Genomic DNA, 24,177 nt, shown 5'->3' with positions numbered 1-24,177 from the left:
CCGCCCACGTCGCGACCGCCGAACCATTCGAGGTATGCCATGCGTGAAGTAGTGATCGTCGACAGCGTCCGGACCGGACTGGCCAAGTCCTTCCGCGGCAAGTTCAACATGACCCGCCCCGATGACATGGCGGCCCATTGCGTCAATGCGCTGCTTCTGCGTAACGACCTGGATCCCAAGCTGGTCGAGGACTGCATCGTCGGTGCCGGTTCCAACGAAGGTGCGCAGGGCTACAACATCGGACGTAACGTGGCGGTGCTGTCGAACCTGGGCATCCAGTGCGCGGGCATGACGCTCAATCGCTTCTGCTCGTCCGGCCTGCAATCGATCGCCATCGCGGCCAACCAGATCGCCTCGGGCTGCAGCGATATCATCGTCGCCGGCGGCGTCGAATCGATCACCATGACGGCCAAGAGCAAGAACACCGACAACCTGTTCAACCCGATCCTGCAGGAGCGCGTGCCGGGCCTATATCACAGCATGGGTCAGACCGCCGAGATGGTCGCGCGCCGCTACAACGTGACCCGTGAACAACAGGATCAATACTCGCTGCAGAGCCAGCAGCGCACCGCACGTGCACAGGCTGAAGGACTCTTCCAGGACGAAATCGTGCCGATGAACGTCCGCTATTTCACCGAGGACAAGGCCACCGGCGAGCGCACCGAACATGAAGGTGTGGTGGATCGCGACGATTGCAACCGTCCCGAGACGACGCTGGAGAACCTCTCGTCGCTCAAGCCTGTGTTCGCCGATGACGGCTCCGTCACCGCTGGCAACGCGTCGCAGTTGTCCGACGGCGCCTCAATGACGCTGGTGATGAGCCTGGACAAGGCGTTGGAACTGGGTCTGAAGCCGCGTGCCTATTTCCGTGGTTTCACAGTGGCGGGTTGCGAGCCGGATGAAATGGGCATCGGCCCGGTGTTCTCGGTGCCGCGTCTACTTCAGGCACGTGGCCTACAGGTCAGCGACATTGACCTCTGGGAGCTTAACGAAGCCTTCGCTTCCCAATGCCTCTATTGCCGCGACACGCTCGGTATCGACAACGAGAAGTTCAATGTCAACGGCGGCTCGATCTCCATCGGTCACCCCTTCGGCATGACCGGCTCACGCACTGCGGGGCACCTGATTCGTGAGTTGCAGCGCCGCAACCAGCGTTACGGCGTGGTGACCATGTGTGTGGGTGGCGGTATGGGCGCATCGGGGCTGTTTGAAGCCGTGCGCTGATCATCGTCGGGACGACTAAAAGAAACCCGCGCCAGATGGCGCGGGTTTTTCATGCCTGATCATTATGTTGGCCGCTCCTCGACTGGGCTTCAGCGCAGTGCGCCATCTGCTTTGGCCATCCGGTCTGCGTCTGGCTTGGTCTGCGTCTGGCTTCATGTCACCGATGTAATGGCTAGTGGAGTTTAGACGTCGGCCAGCAGGCGATCGGCTTGCTCTGTATGAAGTTTCCGGTGGGCTGAAGCCCACCCTACGAACGCAACATAGATTGTAGGGTGGGCTTCATCCCACCGTTATGACACGGGCGATACGCTTCATCTCAGCTCAGCTGCGACTGGATTCGAGCATGGTCTCCGGTCGCACCCATTGATCGAACTCTTCATCGGTCAGGTAGCCAAGCGCCAGCGCCGCTTCGCGCAAGGTAGTGCCTTCGGCGTAGGCGTTCTTGGCGATTTCGGCAGCCTTGTCGTAACCGATGTGCGGGTTTAGCGCGGTCACCAGCATCAGCCCTCGCTCCAGGTGCTCGGCCATGCGCCCGGCGTCCGGTTCCAGGCCGACGATGCAGTGGGTGTTGAAGTTGCGGCAACCGTCGGCCAACAGCCGGATCGATTCAAGCATGTTGTGCACGATCACCGGCTTGAACACGTTGAGCTGTAGATGGCCTTGACTGGCGGCGAAGCCGACCGTGACGTCGTTGCCCATGACCTGACAGGCGAGCATGGACAATGCCTCGCACTGCGTCGGGTTGACCTTGCCCGGCATGATCGAGCTGCCTGGCTCGTTGGCCGGCAAACGCACCTCGGCGAAGCCACCGCGCGGGCCCGAGCCCAGCAGGCGCAGGTCATTGGCGATTTTCATCAGGGCGGTCGCCAGAGTCTTCAATGCGCCGGAGAGAGCAACGAGCGGCTCATGGCCGGAGAGGGCGGCGAACTTGTTCGGCGCCGAGACGAACGGCAGGCCGGACAGCGCCGCCAACTCGGCCGCAATCGCCTCGGCGAAGCCGTGCGGGGCGTTGAGCCCTGTGCCCACCGCGGTGCCGCCCTGGGCCAGCTCGTAGACCGCGGGTTGGGCGTGGCGGATCGCCTGTTCGGCGATATCCAGCTGTGCGACGAAGGCCGACAACTCCTGGCCAAAGGTCACCGGTGTGGCATCCATCATGTGGGTGCGTCCGGTCTTCACCAGCCCGCCATGGCGGGCCGCCTGCTCGGCGATGCCACCGGACAGCTCGGCGATAGCGGGCAGGAGGTCGTCATGAATCGCCCGCGCAATGGCGATGTGCATGGCGGTCGGGAAACAGTCGTTGGAGCTTTGCGCACGGTTGACATGATCGTTGGGGTGCACCGGGCTCTTGCCACCTCGTGCTCCGCCGGCCAGTTCATTGGCGCGCCCGGCGATGACCTCGTTGACGTTCATGTTGCTTTGGGTGCCGCTCCCGGTTTGCCAGACCACCAGTGGAAACTGATCGTCGTGCTGACCATGGAGAACCTCGTCCGCGGCCTGTTCGATCAGGCGGGCGATGTCTGGCGGCAGGTCACCGATGCGGTCGTTGACCCGCGCCGCGGCTTTCTTGATCAGTGCCAGAGCATGGCAGACGGCAAGCGGCATGCGCTGCTCGCCGATGGCGAAATTGGTCAGGGAGCGCTGTGTCTGCGCGCCCCAGTAGGCCGCCTCAGGTACTTCCACAGGTCCCAGGCTGTCGGTTTCGGTGCGTGTCATGCCGTGCTCCATTAATGAGGTATCCGTATTAGGTCGCTGGCAGTTGCCACAGGTTCAATCTGGCCTGCAGCTGTTCCTTGAGCGACGGGAACTCCGCGCGCAGAATGTGTCCATTGAGGCTCACCTAACGATCGCCAAGGATCATCTCATGCACATTCTTCGTACATTCGGCCTTTGTAGCGCTCTGTCGATCGCGCTGCTCAGTGGTCAGGCCAGCGCGGACAGCGCCAGCCACGCAACTCAGGCCGAACGTTTTCTGGAACTGGTCAACGCCGATCGGCTGTCGGTTCCGGTCTATGGCCAGGTGCAGCAGATGTTCGCCCAACGCTTCGAACAGACTCGGGCACCGGAAAGCAAGCGCGCGCTTCTCGAGCAATACCAGTCCAAGGCGGATGCCGCGCTGGACAAGGCGATCGGCTGGGAAAAGGTCAGGCCGGAGCTGATCACGCTCTACACCGAGACCTTTACCGAGCAGGAGCTCACCCAGTTGAACGAGTTCTACGAGTCGGCGCTGGGCAAGAAGATGCTGACCAAGTTGCCGGAGTTGAATGCGCGCTCTGCGCAGGTTACCCAGGCCAAGCTGGAAAGTGCCGTACCTCAGGTAAACAAATTACTGGCAGAAATGACTGCCGAACTCGATACCCAGAAAAAGCCCTGACGGAGTCCGCCTGGCATGTCCAAGATCGACCTTATCCAAACCGCGCTGCAAGGCGCATTGCAACCCGAGCACCTGCAGGTGCTCGATGAAAGCCACATGCACAGCCGCGGTCAGGAAACCCATTACAAGGCGGTGATCGTCAGCGAGCAGTTTGCCGGCCTGAACGCGGTCAAGCGTCATCAAAAGGCCTACGCGGCGATGGGTGAGTTGATGCAACAGGTTCACGCCCTCGCGCTGCACACTTATACCCCGCAAGAGTGGGCCGAGCAGGGCGTTGCGCCCGCGTCCCCGGTCTGCGCTGGCGGGCATAAGTAGAAACGGAAAACTCCCGGGGGCTGGACGAACAGGAAGCTCGTCCAACTTGACGGTCGTCTGGCCTCCAGCCTCCAGCGCTTTCTTCGGCTTTATCGCCCCTGCTAGAATGCACGCCGCGCCGGCTCACGCCGGCGTTGTTGTTTTCGCATTCCCGGTCCGCCCTTTGCGGGGGTGACTGCTCGAGGATAATTCATGACTCAGAAGATCGTCGTCGCGGCGCTGTACAAGTTCGTCTCCCTGCCGGACTACGTCGCGTTGCGTGAACCCCTGCTCGAAACCCTCGAGACCAATGGCATCAAAGGCACGCTGCTGTTGGCCGAAGAAGGTATCAACGGTACGGTGTCCGGTAGTCGGCAGGCCATCGATGCGCTGATGGCATGGTTCGGCACCGATGCGCGCCTGGCTGATATCGATCACAAGGAATCCTACTGTGACGAGCAACCCTTCTACCGCACCAAGGTCAAGCTGAAGAAGGAAATCGTCACGCTGGGGGTTCCCGGCGTCGATCCCAATCAGCGCGTCGGCACCTATGTCGATCCGAAGGACTGGAATGCGCTGATCGAAGATCCGGAAGTGTTGCTGATCGATACCCGCAACGACTACGAGGTAGCTATCGGTACGTTCGAAGGCGCAATCGACCCGCAAACCAAATCCTTCCGCGAGTTTCCCGAGTACATCAAGGCGCACTACGATCCGGCCAAGCACAAGAAGGTCGCGATGTTCTGCACCGGTGGTATCCGTTGCGAGAAGGCATCGAGCTACATGCTCGGGGAGGGCTTCGAGGAGGTCTATCACCTCAAGGGCGGCATCCTGAAATATCTCGAAGAAGTACCGCAGGAAGAAACACGCTGGCGCGGCGACTGCTTCGTGTTCGACAACCGTGTGACCGTCCGCCATGACTTAACAGAAGGCGACTTCGACCAGTGCCACGCCTGCCGCACGCCAATTTCGCTGGAGGACCGACAATCGGAGCATTACGCTCCAGGCATCAGCTGTCCGCATTGCTGGGATAACCTCAGCGAGAAAACTCGCCACAGCGCGCGCGAGCGGCAGAAGCAGATCGAACTGGCGCTCGAGCGCAACCAGCCACACCCCATCGGCTACAACTATCGCAAGGCGGGTGTGTAACCGAGTACAGCCATGAGGCACGCTAAATGCGCCTTACCCTGATAGCACCGGAGCGCTGATGAGCAGTCGACTGATCTACGTAATGGACCCGATGTGCTCATGGTGCTGGGGCTTCGCACCGGTCGTGCAGGCATTGATTGATCAGGCGCAGGCCCGCGGCGTCGGTGCGGATCTGGTCGTCGGCGGACTCCGTCAGGAGCGTGTTGCGATGGACCAGGCCGCTCGCGATCGCACCGCTTCTTACTGGCACGCAGTACACGAGGCGAGCGGCCAGCCCTTCAACTTCGAGGCGGGCCTGCCGGACGGGCTGGTTTACGACACCGAGCCGGCCTGCCGTGCACTGGTCGCCGCGCGCGATCTCGATAGGCAATCTGCGTGGCGACTTGCCGGGCTGATTCAACGGGCGTTCTACGTCGAAGGGCGCAACGTCACGCTGCCTCCGGAGCTTGTCGAACTGGCCGACGCTGCCGGCATTCCGCGTATCGAGTTTGCCGACCGCTTCGATTCCCAGGCCGCGCGCGATGCCACCGTCGCGGATTTCGAATGGTCGCGAAATCTTGGCATTGCCGGTTTCCCCACCTTGCTCGCTGAGCATGACGGTCAGTTGGCGCTGGTGACCAACGGCTTCCAACCGCTCGACGTGCTTTCGCCGCTGCTGGCGCGCTGGCTGGATCACAACATCGATGCCTGATCAGCTCAGCTGGGCCGAGATCCGCCGCCTCGCGCTTCACCATCGCAAGGCCTTGGTGCTGGCCAATCTGGTTGCGGTATTGGCAACCCTGTGCAGCGTGCCGATTCCCTTGCTGTTGCCACTGCTGGTCGACGAGGTGCTGCTGAAGCAGGGCGACGCAGCGCTAGAGGTCATGAATAATTTTCTGCCGGCCGGGTGGCAGACAGCGGTTGGCTATATCGGCCTGATGCTCTGCGTGACCCTGGCGCTGCGCGCTTCGGCGCTGGTCTTCAACGTCCTGCAGGCCCGACTGTTTGCTCGACTGTCGAAGGATCTGGTCTATCGCATCCGGGTCCGCTTGATCGAGCGACTCAAGCGGATTGCGCTGAGCGAATACGAAAGTTTGGGTGGCGGGACCGTTGCGGCTCACTTGGTCACCGATCTCGAAACCATCGACAAATTCATCGGCGAGACGCTTAGCCGTTTGCTGGTCGCCGTGCTTTCTATTGCCGGTACGGCGGCGATCCTGCTCTGGATGCACTGGAAGCTGGCGCTGTTGATCCTCTTGTTCAACCCATTAGTCATCTATGCCACGGTGCAGCTGGGCAAGCGCGTCAAGCACCTCAAGAAGCTGGAGAACGACAGCACGTCTTTGTTCACCCAGGCGCTCACCGAAACCCTGGATGCAATTCAGGAAGTGCGCGCCGGTAACCGCCAGGGATTCTTTCTTGGGCGTCTCGGTCTGCGGGCACGCGAGGTGCGTGATTACGCGGTCGCTTCGCAGTGGAAGACGGACGCCTCCAACCGTGCCAGCGGGCTGCTGTTCCAGTTCGGTATCGACATCTTCCGCGCCGCAGCCATGCTCACGGTGCTGTTTTCCGACCTGTCCATCGGGCAGATGCTCGCGGTGTTCAGCTACCTGTGGTTCATGATCGGCCCGGTGGAGCAGCTGCTTAATCTGCAGTACGCCTTCTATGCCGCGGGCGGCGCCCTGAGCCGCATCAATCAGCTGCTGGCGCGAGCCGATGAGCCGCAATATCCAGGTGGTCTGGATCCGTTCGCTGGGCGCGACACTGTCGATATTGAAGTCCAGGGGCTGCGTTTCTCCTATCAGGATGAGCCAGTCCTGGAAGGGCTCGACCTGACCATTGCAGCCGGTGAGAAAGTCGCCATCGTCGGCGCCAGTGGCGGCGGCAAGAGCACGCTGGTACAGCTGCTGCTGGGCCTGTATCAGCCGCAGGCCGGGTACATCCGCTTTGCGGGCGTCGAGGTGCAGGATATCGGTCTGGCCACAGTTCGCGACAATGTGGCGGTGGTGCTGCAACATCCGGCGCTGTTCAACGACACGGTGCGCGCCAATTTGCTGATGGGTCGCGAGCGAGATGACCAGGCGTGCTGGCAGGCACTCGAAATCGCGCAGCTGGCCGATACCATCCGGCAATTGCCAGCCGGGCTGGACAGCATCGTTGGTCGTTCCGGCGTGCGTTTGTCCGGGGGCCAGCGGCAACGACTGGCTGTGGCGCGCATGGTTTTGGCCGAGCCTAAGGTGGTAATCCTAGATGAAGCCACATCGGCTCTTGATGCGGCGACCGAGTATGCCTTGCATCAGGGACTCAATCGCTTCCTGCAAGGTCGCACGACGCTGATCATCGCTCACCGTTTGTCGGCGGTGAAACAGGCTGATCGTGTGCTCGTTTTCGATGGTGGGCGCATTGCGGAGCAGGGCGATCATCAGCAGTTGATCGCCGACGGCGGGCTCTACGCCAAGCTTTACGGGCATCTTCAGCAACACTGAACCAGGCGATGGCAAGACCCGGCGCGCTCAGTTCTCGTTTGGCTGTGTGTGCTGGTAATTTGACGTCAATTGCTGTTTAAATTGCGCCCCTTTCGCATTCAACTTTAGTCGCGATCTGCCGACTTCATAAGCGCGCATACTTTTTAAGGGATTCACTGATGCAGTCCGTCGACCTATTCGCCAACCTGTCCGTAGGCAAGAAATTGCTGCTTGGCTTCGCCATGGTGCTTTTGCTGACACTGGGAGTCGCCGGGACCGGCTTTTACGCTGTGGACTCGATCCTCGACCGCTCGCATCAGATGAATCAGCTGTCACGCATCAATGCGGCGATTCTCGAAGCGCGTGGCCTGGAACGTGATTTTGCGCTGACGCGCAGTGATGAGTCCGCCAATGCCCTGCGCAGCACCTTGGCCAAACTCGATCGGGAGCTGGAAGAGCTTGCTGAGGGTTCATCCGAAGAGCACCGGCAGACACTGCAACAGATCCGCAGTGATGCGGCCGTATACACAGACCAATTCACCCAATACGGTCAGTTGATCGGCAAGGGCGTAGCACTGCGCGAGCGCATGGCCGAGGCTGCACAAAAGAGCCGAGAGGAGTTCGAGTACATTGAGCTGGATATGTACGACGCGGTGCGTGTCTTGCGCCTCGAAGGTGATCACCTCAAAGGCAGTGACCCGCTGACCATTGCAGAAGCTGCTTCCGGCCTGACCAAGCGCATTCTCGATCTGCGCACCTTCGACAGCATGTTCATAGCCAACAGCGCCCAGGCCGCGGTGGACAGCTGGAACGAGTCCTACCAGGACGTCACCACCATCGGCAGCAGCCTCAAAACCTGGCTCAACGACGAGCAGAAAGCCACTATGGATGGCGCGCTCGCCGCGCTGGCGTCCTACCAGCAGGCATTCGGTGAATTCCGTAGCAACCGGGCCGAGCGTGTTTCGCTGGAACAGGCGATGGTAGCCCAGGCTCAGCGCATCCTGGACACCGCCGACAAGGCGTTGGCTGGTGCCACCGAAGCGATGCAGGATCAGCGCCGCAGTGCCTATATGCTGCTCGGAGTGATCAGCGTTCTGGCTGTGGTGATCGGTCTGGTCGCTGCGATGGCAATCTCCCGCATGATAGTCGTTCCGCTTCGCTATACCGTACAGCTGGCACAGCGGGTGGCCGAAGGTGACCTGACCCAGTCGCAAGAGGTGACCCGTCGCGACGAACTCGGCCAGCTGCAAAAGGCGATGTCGGAGATGACCGTGAGCCTGCGCACTCTGATCGGCCGCATCGGTGGTGGCGTCGGTCAAATTGCGACTGCCGCAGAGCAGCTTTCGGCCGTGACCGCTCAGACCAGTGCGGGCGTACAAAAGCAGCGGGTCGAGACCGAGCAGGTCGCCACCGCCATGCATGAGATGGCAGCCACCGTTCAGGAAGTTGCACAGAATGCCGAGCAGGCATCGCTTGCTGCACGTCAGGCCGACGAGCAGGCGCGCCAGGGCGATGTGGTGGTCAAGGAGGCCATCGGCCAGATCGACAGCCTGTCCGGTGAAGTTGAGCATTCCGCGCATGCAATCGAAGAGCTGAATACCGAAAGCGGCCGCATCGGCACCGTACTGGAAGTAATTCGCGCGGTGGCTGAGCAGACCAACCTGCTCGCTCTGAACGCAGCGATCGAGGCCGCCCGCGCCGGAGAGCAAGGTCGTGGTTTTGCCGTGGTGGCTGACGAGGTTCGCGCCTTGGCTCGCCGTACCCACGATTCCACCGAAGAGATCGAGGGGCTGATCGCCAACCTGCAGCGCGTGGCGCAAAAGGCCGTCGAGCAGATGCAGACCAGCCGAAATCTGACCCAGCGTACCGTCGACCTGGCGAGTGAAGCGGGCAGTGCGCTTGGCCGTATCACCGAGTCGGTCTCAACCATCGAGCAGATGAACCAGCAGATCGCTGCCGCAGCTGAGCAGCAAAGCGCCGTCGCTGAGAACATCTCCGAGAGCGTCACCCGTGTTCGTGACATCGGCGAGCAAAGCGCCAGCGGCAGCGAGCAGACGGCCGCGGCGAGTGCCGAACTGGCGCGCCTTGGCGTTGAGTTGCAGGGGCTGGTCGCGCGTTTTCGTACCTGAGGCTTGCACCCCAGGATTGATAAGCCCCGGTCTGCCGGGGCTTTTTTATTGCGCTTTGAAAACCATCGAAATTGCGCCCGTAAAATCTTTCCGGTTGGCCGGCCAGTAGACGCGCGGCGCGGCTAACCGGGACGGTCAAGATCTGCAGCCCACTCGGCCAGCGGCAAGCCCGGCTGTTGTTGCCAGATGCGCTGCCAGATCTGTTTGAGCCTATACAGATTGGCGTGCTCAGTGGGCAGCCGCTCGACGAAGGGAATCAGCTCCCAGCCCTCTCCGTTGCGTTCGGCGAGCGCGAAGCGGAAGGGATGAAACCCGGTCATGCCGAGACGCAGGTCGGTCACCAGCAACTGGTCTCCGACGTCGTCGTAGCGCAGCACGCCGCCGGTAAACCATTGCAAACGAGCATGTTGCCGCGACTCACTCAGTGCGGTGGCGAGCCGTTCGCCGCGTGGAATACTGACCAGCTTAGGCGGCTGTTCATCGAACCAACTCACCAGCGACTCGTAGTAGTGGTCGTCTTCAATGACGATGACTCGCCACAACAGGCTATTGAACGGCGTCGGTGTGCTGAACAGCTGGCTCGCCTGGATGCCCTGGGCGTTCATCACCGCTTCCACGCGCTGCTCGGCCATCTGCTTGCCGGCGAGGGTAAAACCCAGATACAGCGACGACAGCATCAGTGCGCTTGCAGCCCAGCGCGGGCGGCGATCCTTCACCCCGACGATCATCCCTGACAACACGGCTAGCAGCAGCGGTACGCTGTACAGCGGATCGATAATGAACACGCTGGACCAGGCCACCGGCGGTGCGGTCAACGGCCAGAACAGCTGGGTACCGTAACTGGTGAACGCGTCGAGCAGCACATGGGTCATCAGCACCAGCCAGATCGTGAGAAACAGACGCCTGCTGCTGTAGTTCGGATCTGGTCTTATTCGTCGCGCCAGCCAGGCCAACGCAACCGCCAGCGAGCTGAGAATGAAGAGTGAGTGGCTGAAGCCTCGGTGATAGGTCATGTCGGCGATCGCGTCGCCGTAGTCGATGACCACGTCAAGATCAGGCAGGGTGCCGAGCGCTGCGCCGTAAAGCAGCGCCTTGCGGCCTTGCCAGCGACCCAGCAGCGATGCCTGCACGGTCGCACCGAGAAGGGCCTGGGTTATCGAGTCCATGTGCGGTTCCATCTGTTACGAGTGCGCTACGGTAGTCGAACCAGCTGAGCCACCGCGGCTCGAAAACATATAAAAATATGTCCGCAACGTTCCCGATGTGGACAATGACCTTCCTATCCCGATTGTTGAAGGACCGGATGCTCGACATATCCAGCAATGTGCAACTAGCGGACAGCGAGATCGAACTGACTGCCATCCGCGCCCAAGGTGCCGGCGGGCAGAACGTCAACAAGGTGTCCAGTGCGCTGCACCTGCGCTTCGATATCAATGCGTCGTCACTGCCAGCGTTTTACAAGGAGCGCTTGCTGGCGCTGCGTGACAGCCGCATTACCGGCGACGGTGTGATTGTGATCAAGGCGCAGCAGTACCGCACCCAGGAGCAGAATCGCGCCGACGCTCTGGAGCGCTTGGCTGAGATCATTCGTAGCGTGACCAAAGTGGAAAAAGCGCGTCGCCCGACACGCCCGACGTTGGGCTCCAAAAAGCGGCGCCTGGAAGGTAAGACCAAGCGTGGGGCGATCAAGGCCGGGCGTGGGAAAGTGGATTTCTGACGTTCGCCTGCGCTATGGCACGCCGGCGGACCAGATGCCGCTCGCCTGGCCTGACGGCACTCAGGGTCACGGGTCATCTTGAGCTGCCCGGCCGTTGCGCCGGGTAGGGCGGGACCGGCTGGGCGAACACCTGTACCGGCTGTCTAGGGATGCGTTCCGGTACGCAGTTCGACGGCCTCTTCTTCGTCGAGTGGCTGCTGGCCTTCGTCGAGAGTATCCCCCTCGGCGATTTCACCTTCCGGGGTGTCCGGCATCAGCTCCAGCACGGTATGACTGGTACGCAGCATCGGCGTGAAATGGCCGTGGGGCTCGGTAACGAGATCGAACACGCGGCGCGAGCGGAAATAGGAATACAGGGCCAGAAACGCCAGGGTGACTGCGAAAAACACGGGGAGCGCCTTGGGCCCGAAAAAACTCATCAGGCCGCCTGCTATCACCGGACCAAAGGCCGCGCCGAAACCGTTTGCCAGCAACAGGCCGCTGGAGCCGGACAGGATTTCGTCAGGATGCAACTGGTCGACCATCTGCGCGACGGCAATCGAGTAGATGGAGAAGGCCAGACCGCCCCAGAGAAACATCATCCCCAGCAGCAGGGGGCCGGAGGTCAAGGGTGTGATCAGGCCGCCGATCACCGCGGCGATCGCCACGACCCAGAGCAGCACCAGACGGCGGTCATGCTTATCGGAGAACAGCCCGATGGGCCACTGCAGAACGGCGCCGCCGAGAATGGTGATACTCATCAGCAGGCCGACGCCCGAGGCGTCGAAACCGCTCTGCGAGGCATAGACCGGCGCCAGCCCCCAGAAGCCACCCAGGGTCAGCCCGGAAATCCCGGCGGCCATCAAGGGTAGCGGGGCGATTCGAGCCAGCTGCAAGAGGTCGGTAGCAGGCATGTCGGGCTGCGCAGGTTGCGCCTGACGGGTGAGGGTAATCGGCATCAGGGCAGCGCAGATCAGGATTGCGGCCAGTGCGAACAGGGTGAAATTCATCGGACTGTCCAGGCTCAGCAATTGCTGAGCCGCAGCCAGTGAGCCGAGGTTGACGGCCATGTACAGGGCGAACACCTGACCGCGTTTTTCACCGCTGACCTGCGCATTGAGCCAGCTTTCGATGACCATGTAGAGCGTGACCAGGGCGACGCCGTACATCACGCGCAGCACCAGCCACACCCATGGATCGACGATCAGCACGTGAAGCAGCACGACGACCGAGGCGAGTGCCGCGTAGAAAGCGAACGTCCGGATGTGGCCGATGCGCCGGATAAGCGAAGGCGCAAGCCAGGTGCCGACCAGAAAACCGGCGAAGTAGCCGGACATCAGCAGGCCGATCAACCCGGTGGAGTAGCCTTCTTCTATGCCGCGCAGCGTCAGCAGCGTGTTCAGCAATCCATGGCCGAGCAGGAGAAATGCAACTCCGCCTAGCAGCGAGCTGATGGGGGCTATTAACGACCTCATAACAAAACAACCTTAAGCAAGTTTATCCGTGAAGGCAGGCTGCGATGTCGCGAGCGGCGTGCCGTATATCTGTAAGTGACTGAATTTTAAGTATCTGTTTGTGGCGTATTGGCGTATGCAGGTTGGGCAGCATCTTTGCCCGAGGATTCAAAACGAAGCGGAATTTCCAGCAGAGCGCCTTCTTCTTATATGGCTCACGTAGCGTAAGCCGACAGCATCAGTTATCGCTCCAGGCACGAGCGCCACCTCGAAGGCTATCCAAGGTACAAGCTTGGACCAACTTTTCACCTTTGTCCTGGCGCTAATGTCGCGATTAGCGCGAACGCTACCAGGCAGGGCGTCGAGTTCGTGAACCAGAATGCTGCGCTCCCGAACAGCCCAGGGCTCGTCGAACTCGATAAATAGCGGCTGCGTGGTGCGGCTGTGTCGGCGTGCCGCGGATTGGGGAATGATGCTGATGCCCACGCCCGCCCCGATCACCCGACACACCGCTTCGAAACTCGACAGCAGGATGCGCAGCGACAGCTGACCGTCATAGTTTTCCACTTGGGCCGAAGCCCGGTGCGCACGTCGTGCGCAACGGGGCGCGAGGCGATGAGGCCGATGTGGAGGTGAATTCGATCTGATCAATGCAGCCTAGGCGGCCACCAGCCCTGAACGGGCCCAAGCCGCCTGCTGTCTGCACGGCGGTGTACTTGGACTTTCGAACAGAACTCATGGAACAGTGTCTGTCCGCCGCACGCGGGCTCGCGTCGCCGAGAGGCTGGCTCGCGACAGCGATTCGCTAAGAACAATTGCCGCGTCCGTCAGTGGCGGGGCCCGTCTTCCGGCATCGTCATCAACTGCCGTTCCATGTTCCAGTCGAAAGGCTCATCGTTTTCCTCGGCTTCGTAGCGGCGTTCCTCGAGGCGTTGGAACAGTTCGATTTCTTCGTCGGGCATGAAGTGCAGGCAATCACCGCCGAAATACCAGAGCAGATCCCGCGGAACCAGATGCGCGATTTGCGGGTAGCGGTGAAAGACCTGGCAGATCATGTCTTGGCCCATGTGGCGCTCTTCCGGCACGTTCCGCAAAGTCATGATCAATTCGTCGAATCGCTCGAGAAACAGCGCATGGCTTTCTTCAGACACCTGTTCGGTTTCACCCATGGCAAGCAGGATGCCGCGCAGATGGGCCAGAAGGGCCAGGTTGTAATCGTGGTAAGGGTTGGCCATGGTTCACCTGAGTCGATTGGGCGCGCGATTATAAAGGCGCGCGGATTAATTGGGGCGTGTCTAGTTGACTCGAGTCATGGGGCTGGGTTCGGTACAGGCGTCGGATAGCTGGGCAGGGGTTTCGGATGCCAGGAGGAGTATCAGCGCTGTTGGCGAATGCAGGAATGTATTGAGCCAGTGGCTGCCTGAATGTCAGCAGGAGATGACGGCGGCTTGCCAAACGTCGCGCGGGAAGCGCGACGCCTGGCAGAAACCTAAAGTGGACCGAAACGAGCTGCCTGCGGTGGCTAGCGAGTCTTGCCCTCGGCTAGCTCCAGCGGCTCCTTGGCGAAATCATCGACGCTGATCACCTTGCGGCGAGCCGCTTCTGCGACGGTCAGTTGCTCCGCTTCGGCGGCATCCAGTACGCCTGCTGCAAGAGCGGCGCTGATCGGATCCTCCCCAGCAGCAGGTTTGAAATCGCCAGCCTTGAGCGCTTTGTGCAGCTTCTTCTGCAGCGGTTGCGATGCGGCCAGGGTGTCGAACGCATCTCGCAGCGCGCCCAAGGCTTCGTCGCGATCCTGCGGACGGTAGACGCCCTCGAGGATCTGCTCCAAGGCGGGATCGCCTTCCGGGCGACCGAGAATAGCGGCGACTTCGGCATCCAGTGCATCGGATGGCCCTTTGTGGCGGGCGCCGAATGGGAACACCAGAACCTGCAACACACCACCAAGCAAGCGGTTGGGGAAGTTTGCCAGCGTGCCAGCCAGGGCTTGCTCGGCTTTGCAGAGGCAGTCTTCCATCGCCCAACGCAGCAGCGGCGCTTGCTCCGTCGGGTGACCCAGGTCGTGGTAATGCTTGAGCGCAGCGGACGCCAGATAGAGGTGGCTGAGCACATCGCCCAGTCGCGCGGAGAGGCGCTCACGACGCTTGAGTTCGCCGCCGAGCAACATCATGGACAGGTCGGCGAGCATGGCGAAGGCCGCGGCGATACGGTCCAGTTCGCGGAAGTAGGGTCGAGTCAGCTCGTTGCCTGGCGCCTTGCCTAACAGCCCGAACGTCAGCCCGAGCACCAGTGTGCTGGCGGTATTGCTGACCGCAAAACCGATGTGCTGCATCAGCAATCCATCGAACTTCTTGATCGCAGCGTCGCGGTCAGGCTCGTGGATCAGCTCCATTTCGCGAAGTACGAACGGATGGCAGCGGATTGCGCCTTGGCCAAAGATCATCAGGTTGCGCGAGAGGATGTTCGCCCCTTCGACCGTAATCGAAATGGGTGCCGACAACCACATGCGACCGAGGTAGTTACTGGGCCCCATGATGATGCCCTTGCCGCCGTGGATATCCATGGCATCGGTGATGCACTCGCGGCCGCGCTCGGTCAGGTGATATTTGAGAATGGCCGAAAGCACCGAGGGTTTTTCGCCTAGGTCGACCGCGTTGGCTGTCAGGATTCGTGCACTGTCCATCAGCCAGGCATTGCCGCCGATCCGCGCAAGCGGTTCCTGAATGCCTTCGAACGCGGCCAGCGGTACGTTGAACTGCTCGCGGATCTGCGCGTAGCGGCCGCTGACATAGGTGCAGGTCTTTGCTGCGCTGACGCCGGTCGCTGGCAGAGAAATCGAACGCCCGACCGACAGGCAGTTCATCAGCATCATCCAGCCTTTGCCGATCATGTCGCGCCCGCCGATGATGGCTTCGAGCGGTACGAACACGTCTTTGCCCCAGTTCGGACCGTTCATGAACGCGGCGCCGAGGGGCAGGTGACGGCGACCGATTTCGACGCCTGCGGTATCGGTCGGGATCAGCGCGAGACTGATGCCCAGTTCTTCCTCATCGCCCAACAAATGCTCAGGGTCGTATGTCTTGAAGGCGACACCGAGCAGGGTGGCCACAGGGCCGAGGGTGATGTAGCGCTTCTCCCAGTTCAGGCGTAGGCCGAGTACTTCTTCACCTTCCCATTGACCGCGGCAGATGACGCCGCTGTCGTTCATCGCGCCGGCGTCTGAGCCCGCATAGGGGCCAGTCAGGGCGAAGCATGGGATGTCCGTACCGTTGGCCAGGCGAGGCAGGTAATGGTTGCGCTGTTCATCGGTGCCGTAATGCATCAACAGCTCGGCGGGGCCGAGGGAGTTGGGCACCATCACGGTTGTTGCCAGGTCACCGCTGCGGGTGGCTAGCTTCATGACGACCTGCGAGTGGGCGTAGGCCGAGAAACCTTTGCCGCCGTACTCCTTGGGGATGATCAGGGCGAAGAATCCTTCGGCCTTGATGTAATCCCACGCCTCCTGGGGAAGGTCCATGCGCTGGCCTATTTCCCAATCGCTGACCATGGCGCACAGGGTTTCTGTCGGGCCGTCGACGAAGGCCTGTTCTTCATCGGTCAGGACAGCCTTCGGATAGCCGAGCAGGACGTTCCAGTCAGGTTTGCCGCTGAATAACTGTCCATCCCACCAGACCGTTCCGGCGTCGATTGCATCGCGTTCGGTATCGGAGATGGGTGGCAGGACCTTGTTGAACCAGTCGAACATCGGGCCGCTGAAGTACCGGATGCGCAGATCAGCCACCAGTAAGGGCACCGCGACCGCAATCAGCATCAGCCAGAGGATGACCATCAACCAGGTCGGCGTCTCATCGGCCGCGCCCATGAGGACCAGATACGCCGCAACAATGGCCAGCGCCGGTACGGGGGAAACCCGTAAATGAGCAATCACGGCGATGCCGATGAGTAATACGAGCAGCCAGAGCAGGGTCATAGGGTTTTCCTTGTTGAGCGAATGGCGTCCAACTTGAGCATAGGCTTTTGTGGCGAGCGGGGTGAAGAGACAGGGCGACGCGTTTGGTTTCAGATAATGACCGGACCTTGGCAAACGAGTTCGAAAAATGACCGGCGCTGATCGCAATGTTTGTTTCGCCTTGGTGTGTGTCAGGCCGCCGTTTTCAGTTCGGCGTTGCAATTGCCTTGGCGTGCCCTTATGTATTCTGAATCTCTCTGCGTTGTGTGCGTTCTTATATATGAGTACTGCTCTGTCCATTCGGCAGTTGACCAAGGTTTACGGAAACGGCTTCGAGGCTCTCAAGGGCATCGATCTGGACGTAGCCGAAGGCGATTTCTTTGCATTGCTGGGGCCCAACGGCGCCGGTAAGTCCACCACCATCGGCATCCTTTCCACGCTGGTGAACAAGACCGGCGGCACGGTCAATGTGTTCGGTCACGACCTCGATCGCGATCCATCAGGGCTCAAGCGTTGTCTGGGCGTGGTGCCGCAAGAGTTCAATTTCAACCAGTTCGAGAAGGCCTTCGACATTCTTGTCACCCAGGCCGGCTATTACGGCATTCCGGCAAAGGTTGCGAAGGAGCGTGCCGAGCAGTACCTGACCCAGCTGGGACTGTGGGACAAGCGCGACGTGTCCTCGCGCATGTTGTCCGGCGGTATGAAGCGGCGCCTGATGATCGCGCGAGCGTTAATTCACCGGCCGCGGCTGCTGATTCTCGATGAGCCCACCGCGGGCGTGGACATCGAACTGCGTCGCTCGATGTGGTCGTTCCTCACCGAACTGAACCGTGAGGGCATCACCATCATCCTCACCACACACTATCTGGAAGAGGCCGAGCAGCTGTGCCGCAACATCGGCATCATTGATCACGGCCAGATCGTCAAGAACACCAGCATGCGCGAATTGCTCAAGCAGCTGCATGTCGAGACCTTCCTGCTTGATCTGAAGGAGTCGCAGCTGGTGCCGCCAGAGCTGGGCAGCTACCCGGCGCGGCTGGTTGACCATCACACGCTGGAAGTTCAGGTGGACAAGAGCCAGGGTGTAACCGACTTGTTCCGCATGCTTTCGGCGCAGGGTATCGAGGTGTTGAGCCTTCGCAACAAGACCAATCGCCTTGAAGAGCTGTTCGTTTCGATGGTGGAAAACAACCTGCCGCAGGGGGCCAAATGAACGCTGAATTTCGGCCCAATCTGGTGGCGTTGCAAACAATCGTCCATCGTGAGATCCGCCGCTACACGCGCATCTGGCCGCAGACGCTGCTGCCCCCGGCAATCACCATGGTCCTTTACTTCGTCATCTTCGGAAACCTGATCGGCGCGCGGATCGGCGAAATGGATGGCTTCACGTACATGGAGTACATCGTGCCGGGGCTGATCATGATGTCGGTGATCACCAATTCATACAGCAACGTGGTCTCGAGTTTTTTCAGCAGCAAGTTTCAGCGTTCTGTCGAAGAGTTGCTGGTCTCGCCAGTGTCGCCTCACGTGATCCTCATCGGCTTCGCCCTGGGCGGTATTACACGCGGCCTGGCCGTGGCCTTTATCGTGACGCTGCTGTCGATGTTCTTCACCGATCTGCAGGTGCACCACTTGGGTATCACGCTGCTGGTGATTACCCTTACGTCGACGATCTTCGCCTTAGGCGGGTTTCTCAACGCGGTTTACGCGCGCAACTTCGATGACATCTCGATCATTCCGACCTTCGTGCTAACCCCACTGACCTACCTGGGCGGCGTGTTCTATTCGATCAACCTGCTGTCGCCGTTCTGGCAGACCCTGTCACTGGCCAACCCCATCCTGCACATGGTCAATGCGTTCCGTTACGGCATCCTGGGGGTCTCGGACATCCGTATCGGCATTGCCATCAGCTTCATGGTCGTCGCGGCAATAGTCATGTACCTATGGTGCATTCACTTGCTCAAGAGCGGGCGAGGCATGCGCCAGTAACCTCGTTGCCGCGTTTGATCTGCTAATGACGACGCGGTGATAAACAGTGCGGGAACCGCTACACTTGCGGTCATTTTTCGTACAGGTTCCCGCTATGCAGCACCCCGCCGAACTGTCGCCGCTGGGCAAATCCAGCGCCTATGTCGCGACCTACAGTCCCGAGCAGCTGTTCCCCATTCCGCGTGCGCCGAAGTGGGCCGAGCTTGGGCTGACGGCCGAGTCCCTACCCTATGGCGGCGTCGATATCTGGAACTGCTATGAGCTGTCATGGCTGTTGCCATCCGGCAAGCCGGTGGTGGCTATCGGTGAGTTCAGCATTCCTGCGGACTCGCCAAATATCATCGAATCCAAGTCCTTCAAGCTCTATCTGAACTCGCTTAACCAGTCGGTCTTCGAGAGTTGTGGTGTGCTCGTTGACGTGATGACGCGAGATTTGTCAGCCGCAGCGGGTAAACCCGTCGGTGTTCGCCTGCGGACGCTGGAGGAGGTTGCCGAGGAGGGGGTTGCAGCGCCAGGTGGCCACTGTGTCGATGACCTGGATGTCAGCATCCAGCACTATGATTCGCCACGCCCAGACTTGCTTAGCAGCGACCCTGCGCGCCAGGTCGAAGAGTGCGTCTACAGCCATTTGTTGAAATCCAACTGTCCAGTCACCGGCCAACCGGATTGGGGCACGGTGGTGATCGAGTATCGGGGCGCCGCGCTGGACCACGTCAGCTTGCTTGCCTATCTGGTGAGCTTTCGCCAGCACGCGGACTTTCATGAGCAGTGCGTGGAGCGGATCTTTCTCGACTTGCAGCGGGTGCTGCGGCCAGAGCGACTGAGCGTGCATGCGCGCTATGTGCGCCGCGGCGGGCTGGATATCAATCCCTACCGCAGCACTCATCCCGTGTCGCCAGATAACCGCCGGCTGGTTCGGCAATAACCGCTGCGATAGCAGAGCGTGGACGCGTCCGCGCTCTGCTGGCTTGAACAGGGTTCGCTCAGATTCCCATGTTTGCCAGGGTCTGCATGATGTTGCGCAGCGTCATCGCCGTGTTGGGATGGCTGACCTCGAAACGCTCGACCGCCAGGTTGACGCCATCGACCAGTGAGTCGTTCTGATGATCGACTACGCCTTGGTTGGCAAGCCGCAGCTCGATGTCATGAGCAATCACCTGCAGCGAGGCGCGCTCTTCTTCGGTGAGCGGCGTGTCCTGGGCCAGTTGACTACGCAGCTCTGCTAGCTGCAACTGCAGATCATGTTCCGGCATGTTGCTACCCTCTCTGGTTTGTCGTACGGCAAAGTCGCCAGCGCTTGATAGGAGCAGGGTAAACCAGCGTGCTGGGCTTGTCGTTGATTTTGAGGTTCAAGCAGCCTGCAAAATCTGTCGGGCTTCCGTGTGTCTGCCCGCTGCCGAAACCGGCTGCTATCGATTTATACTGCTGCGCTTTGTTGGGCAATTGTCCCCATTCGAAATAGGAGAGGGTCACGATGCAAGTCATCAGCAAGGATTGGGTTGGGTACATCAGGATAACGCTAGTAATGGCGCTGGCCGTGTTTGGCGCATCGTCGCTTCACGCAGCCGAACAAGACCCCTGGGAAGGCGTGAATCGGGCGATCTTCACCTTTAATGACAAAGTCGATACCTATACGCTCAAGCCGCTGGCGCAGGGCTACCAGACGATCACACCAAACTTTGTCGAAGACGGCATCAGCAACATATTCAGCAATCTTGGCGACGTCGTGGTGCTAACCAACGACCTGCTGCAGGGCAAGGTTCGTGACGCGGGCATCGACACCAGCCGCATCCTGTTCAACAGTACCTTCGGTGTACTGGGTTTCTTCGATGTTGCAACCCCTATGGGTTTGCAGAAGAACGATGAGGACTTCGGTCAGACCTTGGGTGTTTGGGGGCTGGGCAGTGGGCCTTATGTGGTGTTGCCGCTGCTGGGCCCAAGCACTGTGCGCGATGCAGCGGGACGGGTGCCAGACTCTTTCCTGCAGCCGTATCCGTACATGGATCATGTGCCGACACGCAACGTGACGCGAGCCGTCAATGTGGTGGACCTACGCGCCGGTCTGCTCTCCGCGGAAAAAATGATCACTGGCGACAGGTATATCTTCGTGCGCAACGCCTACCTGCAGAATCGCGAATTCCGCACGCAGGATGGTCAGGTCGAAGACGACTTCTAAGCGTCACCCGGACCGCATCGGCTCGGCCACTGCGGTCCCTCCACTCTTTTATGCCACGGTCACGCCAAGGCCTTGGTGTTGAAAAGCTCAACTCATCGAAAGGATTGCCAGGCCCAGGCTTTGCCGTCCGTCTTCGAGCGTAGCGACTCGCACTACTTCTGTTTCAGCCTCCAACCCCTTCAGTTCGCTGTGTTCCGAGGGAATGTGCACGTGAACCTTGTCACCTGTCTGCAAGCGGGTCGCAGCGACCACCTGCATCCCCGTGCTGGAAAGGTCCAGGCAGGTTGCCTGATAGTGCTGGTCACCCTGGGTCAGGGTAATTGCGGTCTCGATATTCATGCGAATGAAGTCGCGCTTTTCGCTGTAGTCTCGATCTTGCTGAGTCATTGTTTCGTCCTCTGAGTTCTTGTTTCACCGGTTCTTATAACGCCCGTCAATTCAGGCTGTAAAGGACAGGCGGAGCGACCGTGGCTGGCTTGAAACACAGGTCGTATGGGAGTACCGTCTGCGCCTTGAAACGATCCCATGCCCGGCGCTCGCGCGGGGCCGATGCTTTCGCCAATCATCCTGGCGATACCGCCTGGTAGGAACATGCATAACCCAAGCGCGACGCTGCTGATCATAGATGACGACGATGTGGTACGCGCCAGCCTGGCCGCCTATCTGGATGACAGTGGTTTCAAGGTGTTGCAGGCGCCTAACGGGCCGCGCGGTGTGGAACTGTTCGATGCAGAACACCCCGACCTGGTGATTTGCGACCTGCGCATGCCGCAGATGGATGGCCTGGAGCTGATCCGTTTGATCAGCGAGCGCCAGGCCGACCTGCCGGTGATCGTGGTCTCCGGTGCCGGCGTGATGAGTGATGCGGTCGAAGCTCTGCGGTTGGGCGCAGCCGACTACCTGATCAAACCCCTCGAAGACCTGGCGATGCTTGAGCATTCGGTCCGCCGGGCCCTTGATCGTTCTCGTTTGCGTCTGGAAAACCGGCGCTACCGGGAACAGCTGGAAACGGCCAACCGCGACTTGCAGGCGAGCTTGCACCTTCTCCAGGAAGACCAGGATGCTGGCCGGCAGGTGCAGATGAACATGCTGCCAGTCACACCCTGCAGTCTTGACGAGTTCCAGTTCGCCCATCAGATCATCCCTTCGCTCTACCTCTCGGGCGACTTCGTCGATTACTTTCGGGTGGACGAACACCGCATCGGCTTTTATCTGGCAGATGTCTCCGGCCACGGCGCCTCTTCTGCGTTCGTCACCGTCCTGCTGAAATTCATGACCACGCGATTGCTTTATGAATCTCGGCGGGGCAGGGCGCTACGCGCATTCAAACCGTCCGAGGTGCTCGATCATATCAATCGCGGTTTGATCAACTGCAAGCTCGGCAAGCACGTCACGATGCTGGGCGGCGTAATCGATCAGGAACGCAACCTGCTGCACTACAGTATCGGCGGTCACCTCCCGATGCCGGTGTTATACGCCGACGGCGTTGCGCGATATCTCGAAGGGAAAGGCTTGCCGGTCGGTTTGTTCGTCGAAGCGACCTACGACAATTATGAGATTGAACTACCCGATTCTTTCAGTCTGACGCTACTTTCCGATGGCATTCTGGACCTTTTGCCCGGCGACACCCTCAAAGATAAAGAGACCGGGCTACCCGGATTGATTCGCGAGGCAGGCGGCACGCTGGGCGGGCTGCAGCGTGTGTTGGGTCTAGCCGAGCTGGAGGATATGCCGGATGACATCGCGTTATTGGTACTGAGCAGGAACCTTGCATGAGCACTGGTAAAATCCAGTTTGCTGAGCAGAACGGTACATTCGTTCTCAAGTTCGTCGGAGAGATCCGCCTGACGCTTTGCTCGGCGCTGGATGCAACGATCGAGAAGATCTTTTCTTCGCGCAATTTCTCATCGATCGTCATCGATCTCACCGAAAGCCGTAGCATCGACAGCACGACACTCGGCCTGCTCGCCAAGCTTTCGATCCTTTCGCGGCAGAAAGTCGGCATGCTGCCGACCTTGGTCACCACGCATGAAGACATCACGCGTCTTCTGCAGTCGATGGGCTTCGATCAGGTCTTCAATATTGTCGACCAGCCGCTGCCGTCACCTGAACAACTGGCTGATTTGCCGAGCCAGGATCAGTCCGAGGATATCGTGAAGGGCAAGGTGCTCGAGGCTCACCGTATTCTGATGAGCCTCAACGAGTCGAACCGCGAGGCGTTCCGCGACCTTGTGACGGCGTTGGAGCGCTGCTGAGCTACAGCTTGGTTGGCAGAAGTGCTTCGAGCTTTTCCTGATCTCGCGCGAACTGGCGAATTCCCTCGGCCAGCTTCTCCGTCGCCATCGGATCTTCGTTCAATCCCCAGCGGAAGCTGCGCTCATCCATGTTGATACGCGGCTCGGAAGCACGTCCGGGAGACAGCTTGCGCTCCAGTGTGCCTTCTTCCTGGGCCAGCTGGCTGAGTAATTCAGGGCTGATCGTCAGGCGATCGCAGCCTGCCAAGGCTTCGATTTGACCGGCGTTGCGGAAGCTCGCACCCATCACGACGGTCTGATAACCGTGCGCCTTGTAGTAGTCGTAAATCCGGCTGACCGACTGTACGCCTGGATCTTCATCACCGACGTAGTCACGACCTTCGGACTTTTTGTACCAGTCATAAATACGGCCAACGAAAGGCGAGATCAAAAATACGCCGGCCTCGGCACATGCCACTGCCTGGGTGAAAGAGAACAACAGCGTCAGGTTGGTCTGGATACCCGACTTTTCCAGCTGCTCAGCGGCACGAATGCCCTCCCAGGTAGAGGCCAGTTTGATCAATACGCGGTCGCGGGATACCCCGGCCTGCTCGTACAGGCCGATCAGGCGTTCGCCGCGCTGGACCATGGCCTGTGTGTCGAATGAAAGCCGCGCGTCGACCTCCGTGGAGATCCGCCCCGGGATCAACTTGAGCACTTCCTGACCCACCGCGACCGCAAACAGGTCGCAGCCCAGGCCAATATCACCGCCACAGCGGGACATTGCAGCCTGGAGGTGTTCGGCATAGCGCGGCAGGGCAGCAGCTTTGAGCAGAAGCGAAGGGTTGGTAGTGGCATCAACCGGTTGGAGGCGGGCAATGGCGTCGAGATCGCCAGTGTCGGCGACCACGGTAGTGAATTGCTTGAGTTGTTCCAGCTTTGACGTCATAAGGGCGCTCTATCCTTTGGTTGTCATGACTCGAATTCCGTGGCCATCGCGCCATCTGGGATGGTCCGGGTGTGGCAGCTGTTGGATCGAAAATGTGACCGTGTGTTCCCTGCGCCTGT

General features: G+C 60.2%; 22 protein-coding genes and 1 pseudogene. 14 read left to right on the top strand and 9 right to left on the bottom strand.

Annotated elements, in window-relative coordinates; all coding sequences use genetic code 11:
* Nucleotides 1–39 precede the first annotated feature (39 nt).
* Complete coding sequence (locus BUE09_RS08445; RefSeq protein WP_019341590.1) at nucleotides 40–1,224, top strand: thiolase family protein; 1,185 nt, start codon at nucleotides 40–42, stop codon at nucleotides 1,222–1,224.
* Between the two features lie 321 nt (nucleotides 1,225–1,545).
* Here BUE09_RS08445 and BUE09_RS08440 read toward each other — a convergent pair whose 3' ends face one another.
* Nucleotides 1,546–2,937 carry a class II fumarate hydratase gene (locus BUE09_RS08440; protein WP_073300547.1) on the bottom strand — a complete coding sequence of 464 codons (1,392 nt, stop codon included), beginning with the start codon at nucleotides 2,935–2,937 and terminating at the stop codon, nucleotides 1,546–1,548.
* Between the two features lie 148 nt (nucleotides 2,938–3,085).
* On the opposite strand from BUE09_RS08440, the gene BUE09_RS08435 reads away from it, so the two are divergent.
* The 6 genes from BUE09_RS08435 to BUE09_RS08410 all read left to right on the top strand — a co-directional run bounded on the left by BUE09_RS08435 (nucleotide 3,086) and on the right by BUE09_RS08410 (nucleotide 9,611).
* Complete coding sequence (locus BUE09_RS08435; RefSeq protein WP_073300545.1) at nucleotides 3,086–3,595, top strand: DUF2059 domain-containing protein; 510 nt, start codon at nucleotides 3,086–3,088, stop codon at nucleotides 3,593–3,595.
* A 15-nt stretch (nucleotides 3,596–3,610) separates the two neighbouring features.
* On the top strand, nucleotides 3,611–3,910 hold the full coding sequence (locus BUE09_RS08430; protein WP_073300543.1) for a BolA family protein: 300 nt from the start codon (nucleotides 3,611–3,613) through the stop codon (nucleotides 3,908–3,910).
* Between the two features lie 192 nt (nucleotides 3,911–4,102).
* The gene (gene trhO, locus BUE09_RS08425; protein ID WP_073300541.1) at nucleotides 4,103–5,038 is read left to right on the top strand and encodes an oxygen-dependent tRNA uridine(34) hydroxylase TrhO; all 936 of its coding nucleotides are present in this window, start codon (nucleotides 4,103–4,105) and stop codon (nucleotides 5,036–5,038) included.
* Between the two features lie 58 nt (nucleotides 5,039–5,096).
* The gene (locus tag BUE09_RS08420; protein WP_073300539.1) at nucleotides 5,097–5,729 is read left to right on the top strand and encodes a DsbA family protein; all 633 of its coding nucleotides are present in this window, start codon (nucleotides 5,097–5,099) and stop codon (nucleotides 5,727–5,729) included.
* On the top strand, nucleotides 5,722–7,503 hold the full coding sequence (locus BUE09_RS08415; protein ID WP_073300537.1) for an ABC transporter ATP-binding protein: 1,782 nt from the start codon (nucleotides 5,722–5,724) through the stop codon (nucleotides 7,501–7,503). Before BUE09_RS08420 ends, BUE09_RS08415 begins: the two co-directional genes overlap by 8 nt.
* A 158-nt stretch (nucleotides 7,504–7,661) precedes the next feature.
* Nucleotides 7,662–9,611 carry a HAMP domain-containing methyl-accepting chemotaxis protein gene (locus BUE09_RS08410; RefSeq protein ID WP_073300535.1) on the top strand — a complete coding sequence of 650 codons (1,950 nt, stop codon included), beginning with the start codon at nucleotides 7,662–7,664 and terminating at the stop codon, nucleotides 9,609–9,611.
* 122 nt (nucleotides 9,612–9,733) lie between these two features.
* Here the strand turns inward: BUE09_RS08410 and BUE09_RS08405 are convergent, their stop codons facing one another.
* Nucleotides 9,734–10,777, bottom strand: coding sequence for a metal-dependent hydrolase (locus BUE09_RS08405; RefSeq protein WP_073300533.1), 1,044 nt, complete (start codon nucleotides 10,775–10,777; stop codon nucleotides 9,734–9,736).
* A 137-nt stretch (nucleotides 10,778–10,914) separates the two neighbouring features.
* Here BUE09_RS08405 and arfB point away from each other — a divergent pair, with 137 nt between their 5' ends.
* Nucleotides 10,915–11,328: an alternative ribosome rescue aminoacyl-tRNA hydrolase ArfB gene (gene arfB, locus BUE09_RS08400; protein WP_064482122.1), complete on the top strand. Its 414-nt coding sequence runs from the start codon at nucleotides 10,915–10,917 to the stop codon at nucleotides 11,326–11,328.
* A 143-nt stretch (nucleotides 11,329–11,471) separates the two neighbouring features.
* On the opposite strand, the gene BUE09_RS08395 is transcribed toward arfB, so the two are convergent.
* From BUE09_RS08395 to BUE09_RS08380, 4 genes and pseudogenes are all read right to left on the bottom strand, one after another.
* The gene (locus tag BUE09_RS08395) at nucleotides 11,472–12,782 is read right to left on the bottom strand and encodes an MFS transporter (protein WP_073300530.1); all 1,311 of its coding nucleotides are present in this window, start codon (nucleotides 12,780–12,782) and stop codon (nucleotides 11,472–11,474) included.
* A 284-nt stretch (nucleotides 12,783–13,066) separates the two neighbouring features.
* Nucleotides 13,067–13,331: pseudogene (locus BUE09_RS08390) on the bottom strand (LysR substrate-binding domain-containing protein); the annotation flags it as partial.
* A gap of 257 nt (nucleotides 13,332–13,588) precedes the next feature.
* A complete protein-coding gene (locus BUE09_RS08385) occupies nucleotides 13,589–13,996 on the bottom strand; it encodes a PA2817 family protein (protein WP_073300528.1) in 408 nt (135 codons plus the stop codon).
* Between the two features lie 287 nt (nucleotides 13,997–14,283).
* Entirely contained in the window at nucleotides 14,284–16,731 is a 2,448-nt protein-coding gene (locus BUE09_RS08380) for an acyl-CoA dehydrogenase (RefSeq protein WP_073300526.1), read from the bottom strand.
* Between the two features lie 259 nt (nucleotides 16,732–16,990).
* Here BUE09_RS08380 and BUE09_RS08375 point away from each other — a divergent pair, with 259 nt between their 5' ends.
* From BUE09_RS08375 to queF, 3 genes are all read left to right on the top strand, one after another.
* The gene (locus BUE09_RS08375; protein ID WP_073300525.1) at nucleotides 16,991–17,923 is read left to right on the top strand and encodes an ABC transporter ATP-binding protein; all 933 of its coding nucleotides are present in this window, start codon (nucleotides 16,991–16,993) and stop codon (nucleotides 17,921–17,923) included.
* Nucleotides 17,920–18,699, top strand: coding sequence for an ABC transporter permease (locus tag BUE09_RS08370; protein WP_073300523.1), 780 nt, complete (start codon nucleotides 17,920–17,922; stop codon nucleotides 18,697–18,699). Before BUE09_RS08375 ends, BUE09_RS08370 begins: the two co-directional genes overlap by 4 nt.
* Nucleotides 18,700–18,793: 94 nt before the next feature.
* Nucleotides 18,794–19,624: an NADPH-dependent 7-cyano-7-deazaguanine reductase QueF gene (gene queF, locus BUE09_RS08365; RefSeq protein ID WP_073300520.1), complete on the top strand. Its 831-nt coding sequence runs from the start codon at nucleotides 18,794–18,796 to the stop codon at nucleotides 19,622–19,624.
* Between the two features lie 58 nt (nucleotides 19,625–19,682).
* Here the strand turns inward: queF and BUE09_RS08360 are convergent, their stop codons facing one another.
* Nucleotides 19,683–19,952: a DUF4404 family protein gene (locus BUE09_RS08360; RefSeq protein ID WP_029404786.1), complete on the bottom strand. Its 270-nt coding sequence runs from the start codon at nucleotides 19,950–19,952 to the stop codon at nucleotides 19,683–19,685.
* Between the two features lie 272 nt (nucleotides 19,953–20,224).
* Here BUE09_RS08360 and BUE09_RS08355 point away from each other — a divergent pair, with 272 nt between their 5' ends.
* Complete coding sequence (locus tag BUE09_RS08355) at nucleotides 20,225–20,875, top strand: MlaA family lipoprotein (protein WP_417775846.1); 651 nt, start codon at nucleotides 20,225–20,227, stop codon at nucleotides 20,873–20,875.
* Nucleotides 20,876–20,962: 87 nt separating this feature from the next.
* Here BUE09_RS08355 and BUE09_RS08350 read toward each other — a convergent pair whose 3' ends face one another.
* Complete coding sequence (locus BUE09_RS08350) at nucleotides 20,963–21,262, bottom strand: PilZ domain-containing protein (RefSeq protein WP_073300516.1); 300 nt, start codon at nucleotides 21,260–21,262, stop codon at nucleotides 20,963–20,965.
* Between the two features lie 204 nt (nucleotides 21,263–21,466).
* Between BUE09_RS08350 and rssB the strand changes: the two genes are divergently transcribed.
* Nucleotides 21,467–22,651 carry a two-component system response regulator RssB gene (rssB, locus tag BUE09_RS08345; RefSeq protein WP_073300513.1) on the top strand — a complete coding sequence of 395 codons (1,185 nt, stop codon included), beginning with the start codon at nucleotides 21,467–21,469 and terminating at the stop codon, nucleotides 22,649–22,651.
* The gene (gene rssC, locus BUE09_RS08340) at nucleotides 22,648–23,130 is read left to right on the top strand and encodes an anti-sigma factor antagonist RssC (protein ID WP_019341611.1); all 483 of its coding nucleotides are present in this window, start codon (nucleotides 22,648–22,650) and stop codon (nucleotides 23,128–23,130) included. Before rssB ends, rssC begins: the two co-directional genes overlap by 4 nt.
* Before the next feature lies 1 nt (nucleotide 23,131).
* On the opposite strand, the gene tal is transcribed toward rssC, so the two are convergent.
* Entirely contained in the window at nucleotides 23,132–24,058 is a 927-nt protein-coding gene (gene tal, locus BUE09_RS08335) for a transaldolase (RefSeq protein ID WP_073300511.1), read from the bottom strand.
* Between the last annotated feature and the right edge of the window lie 119 nt (nucleotides 24,059–24,177).

Origin of the sequence: Stutzerimonas xanthomarina DSM 18231 (assembly GCF_900129835.1) — a bacterium.
GTDB classification, from domain to species: Bacteria; Pseudomonadota; Gammaproteobacteria; order Pseudomonadales; family Pseudomonadaceae; genus Stutzerimonas; species Stutzerimonas xanthomarina.
The sequence above is the reverse complement of the archived record's forward strand: the minus strand, read 5'-3'. Positions and strand labels throughout refer to the sequence as shown.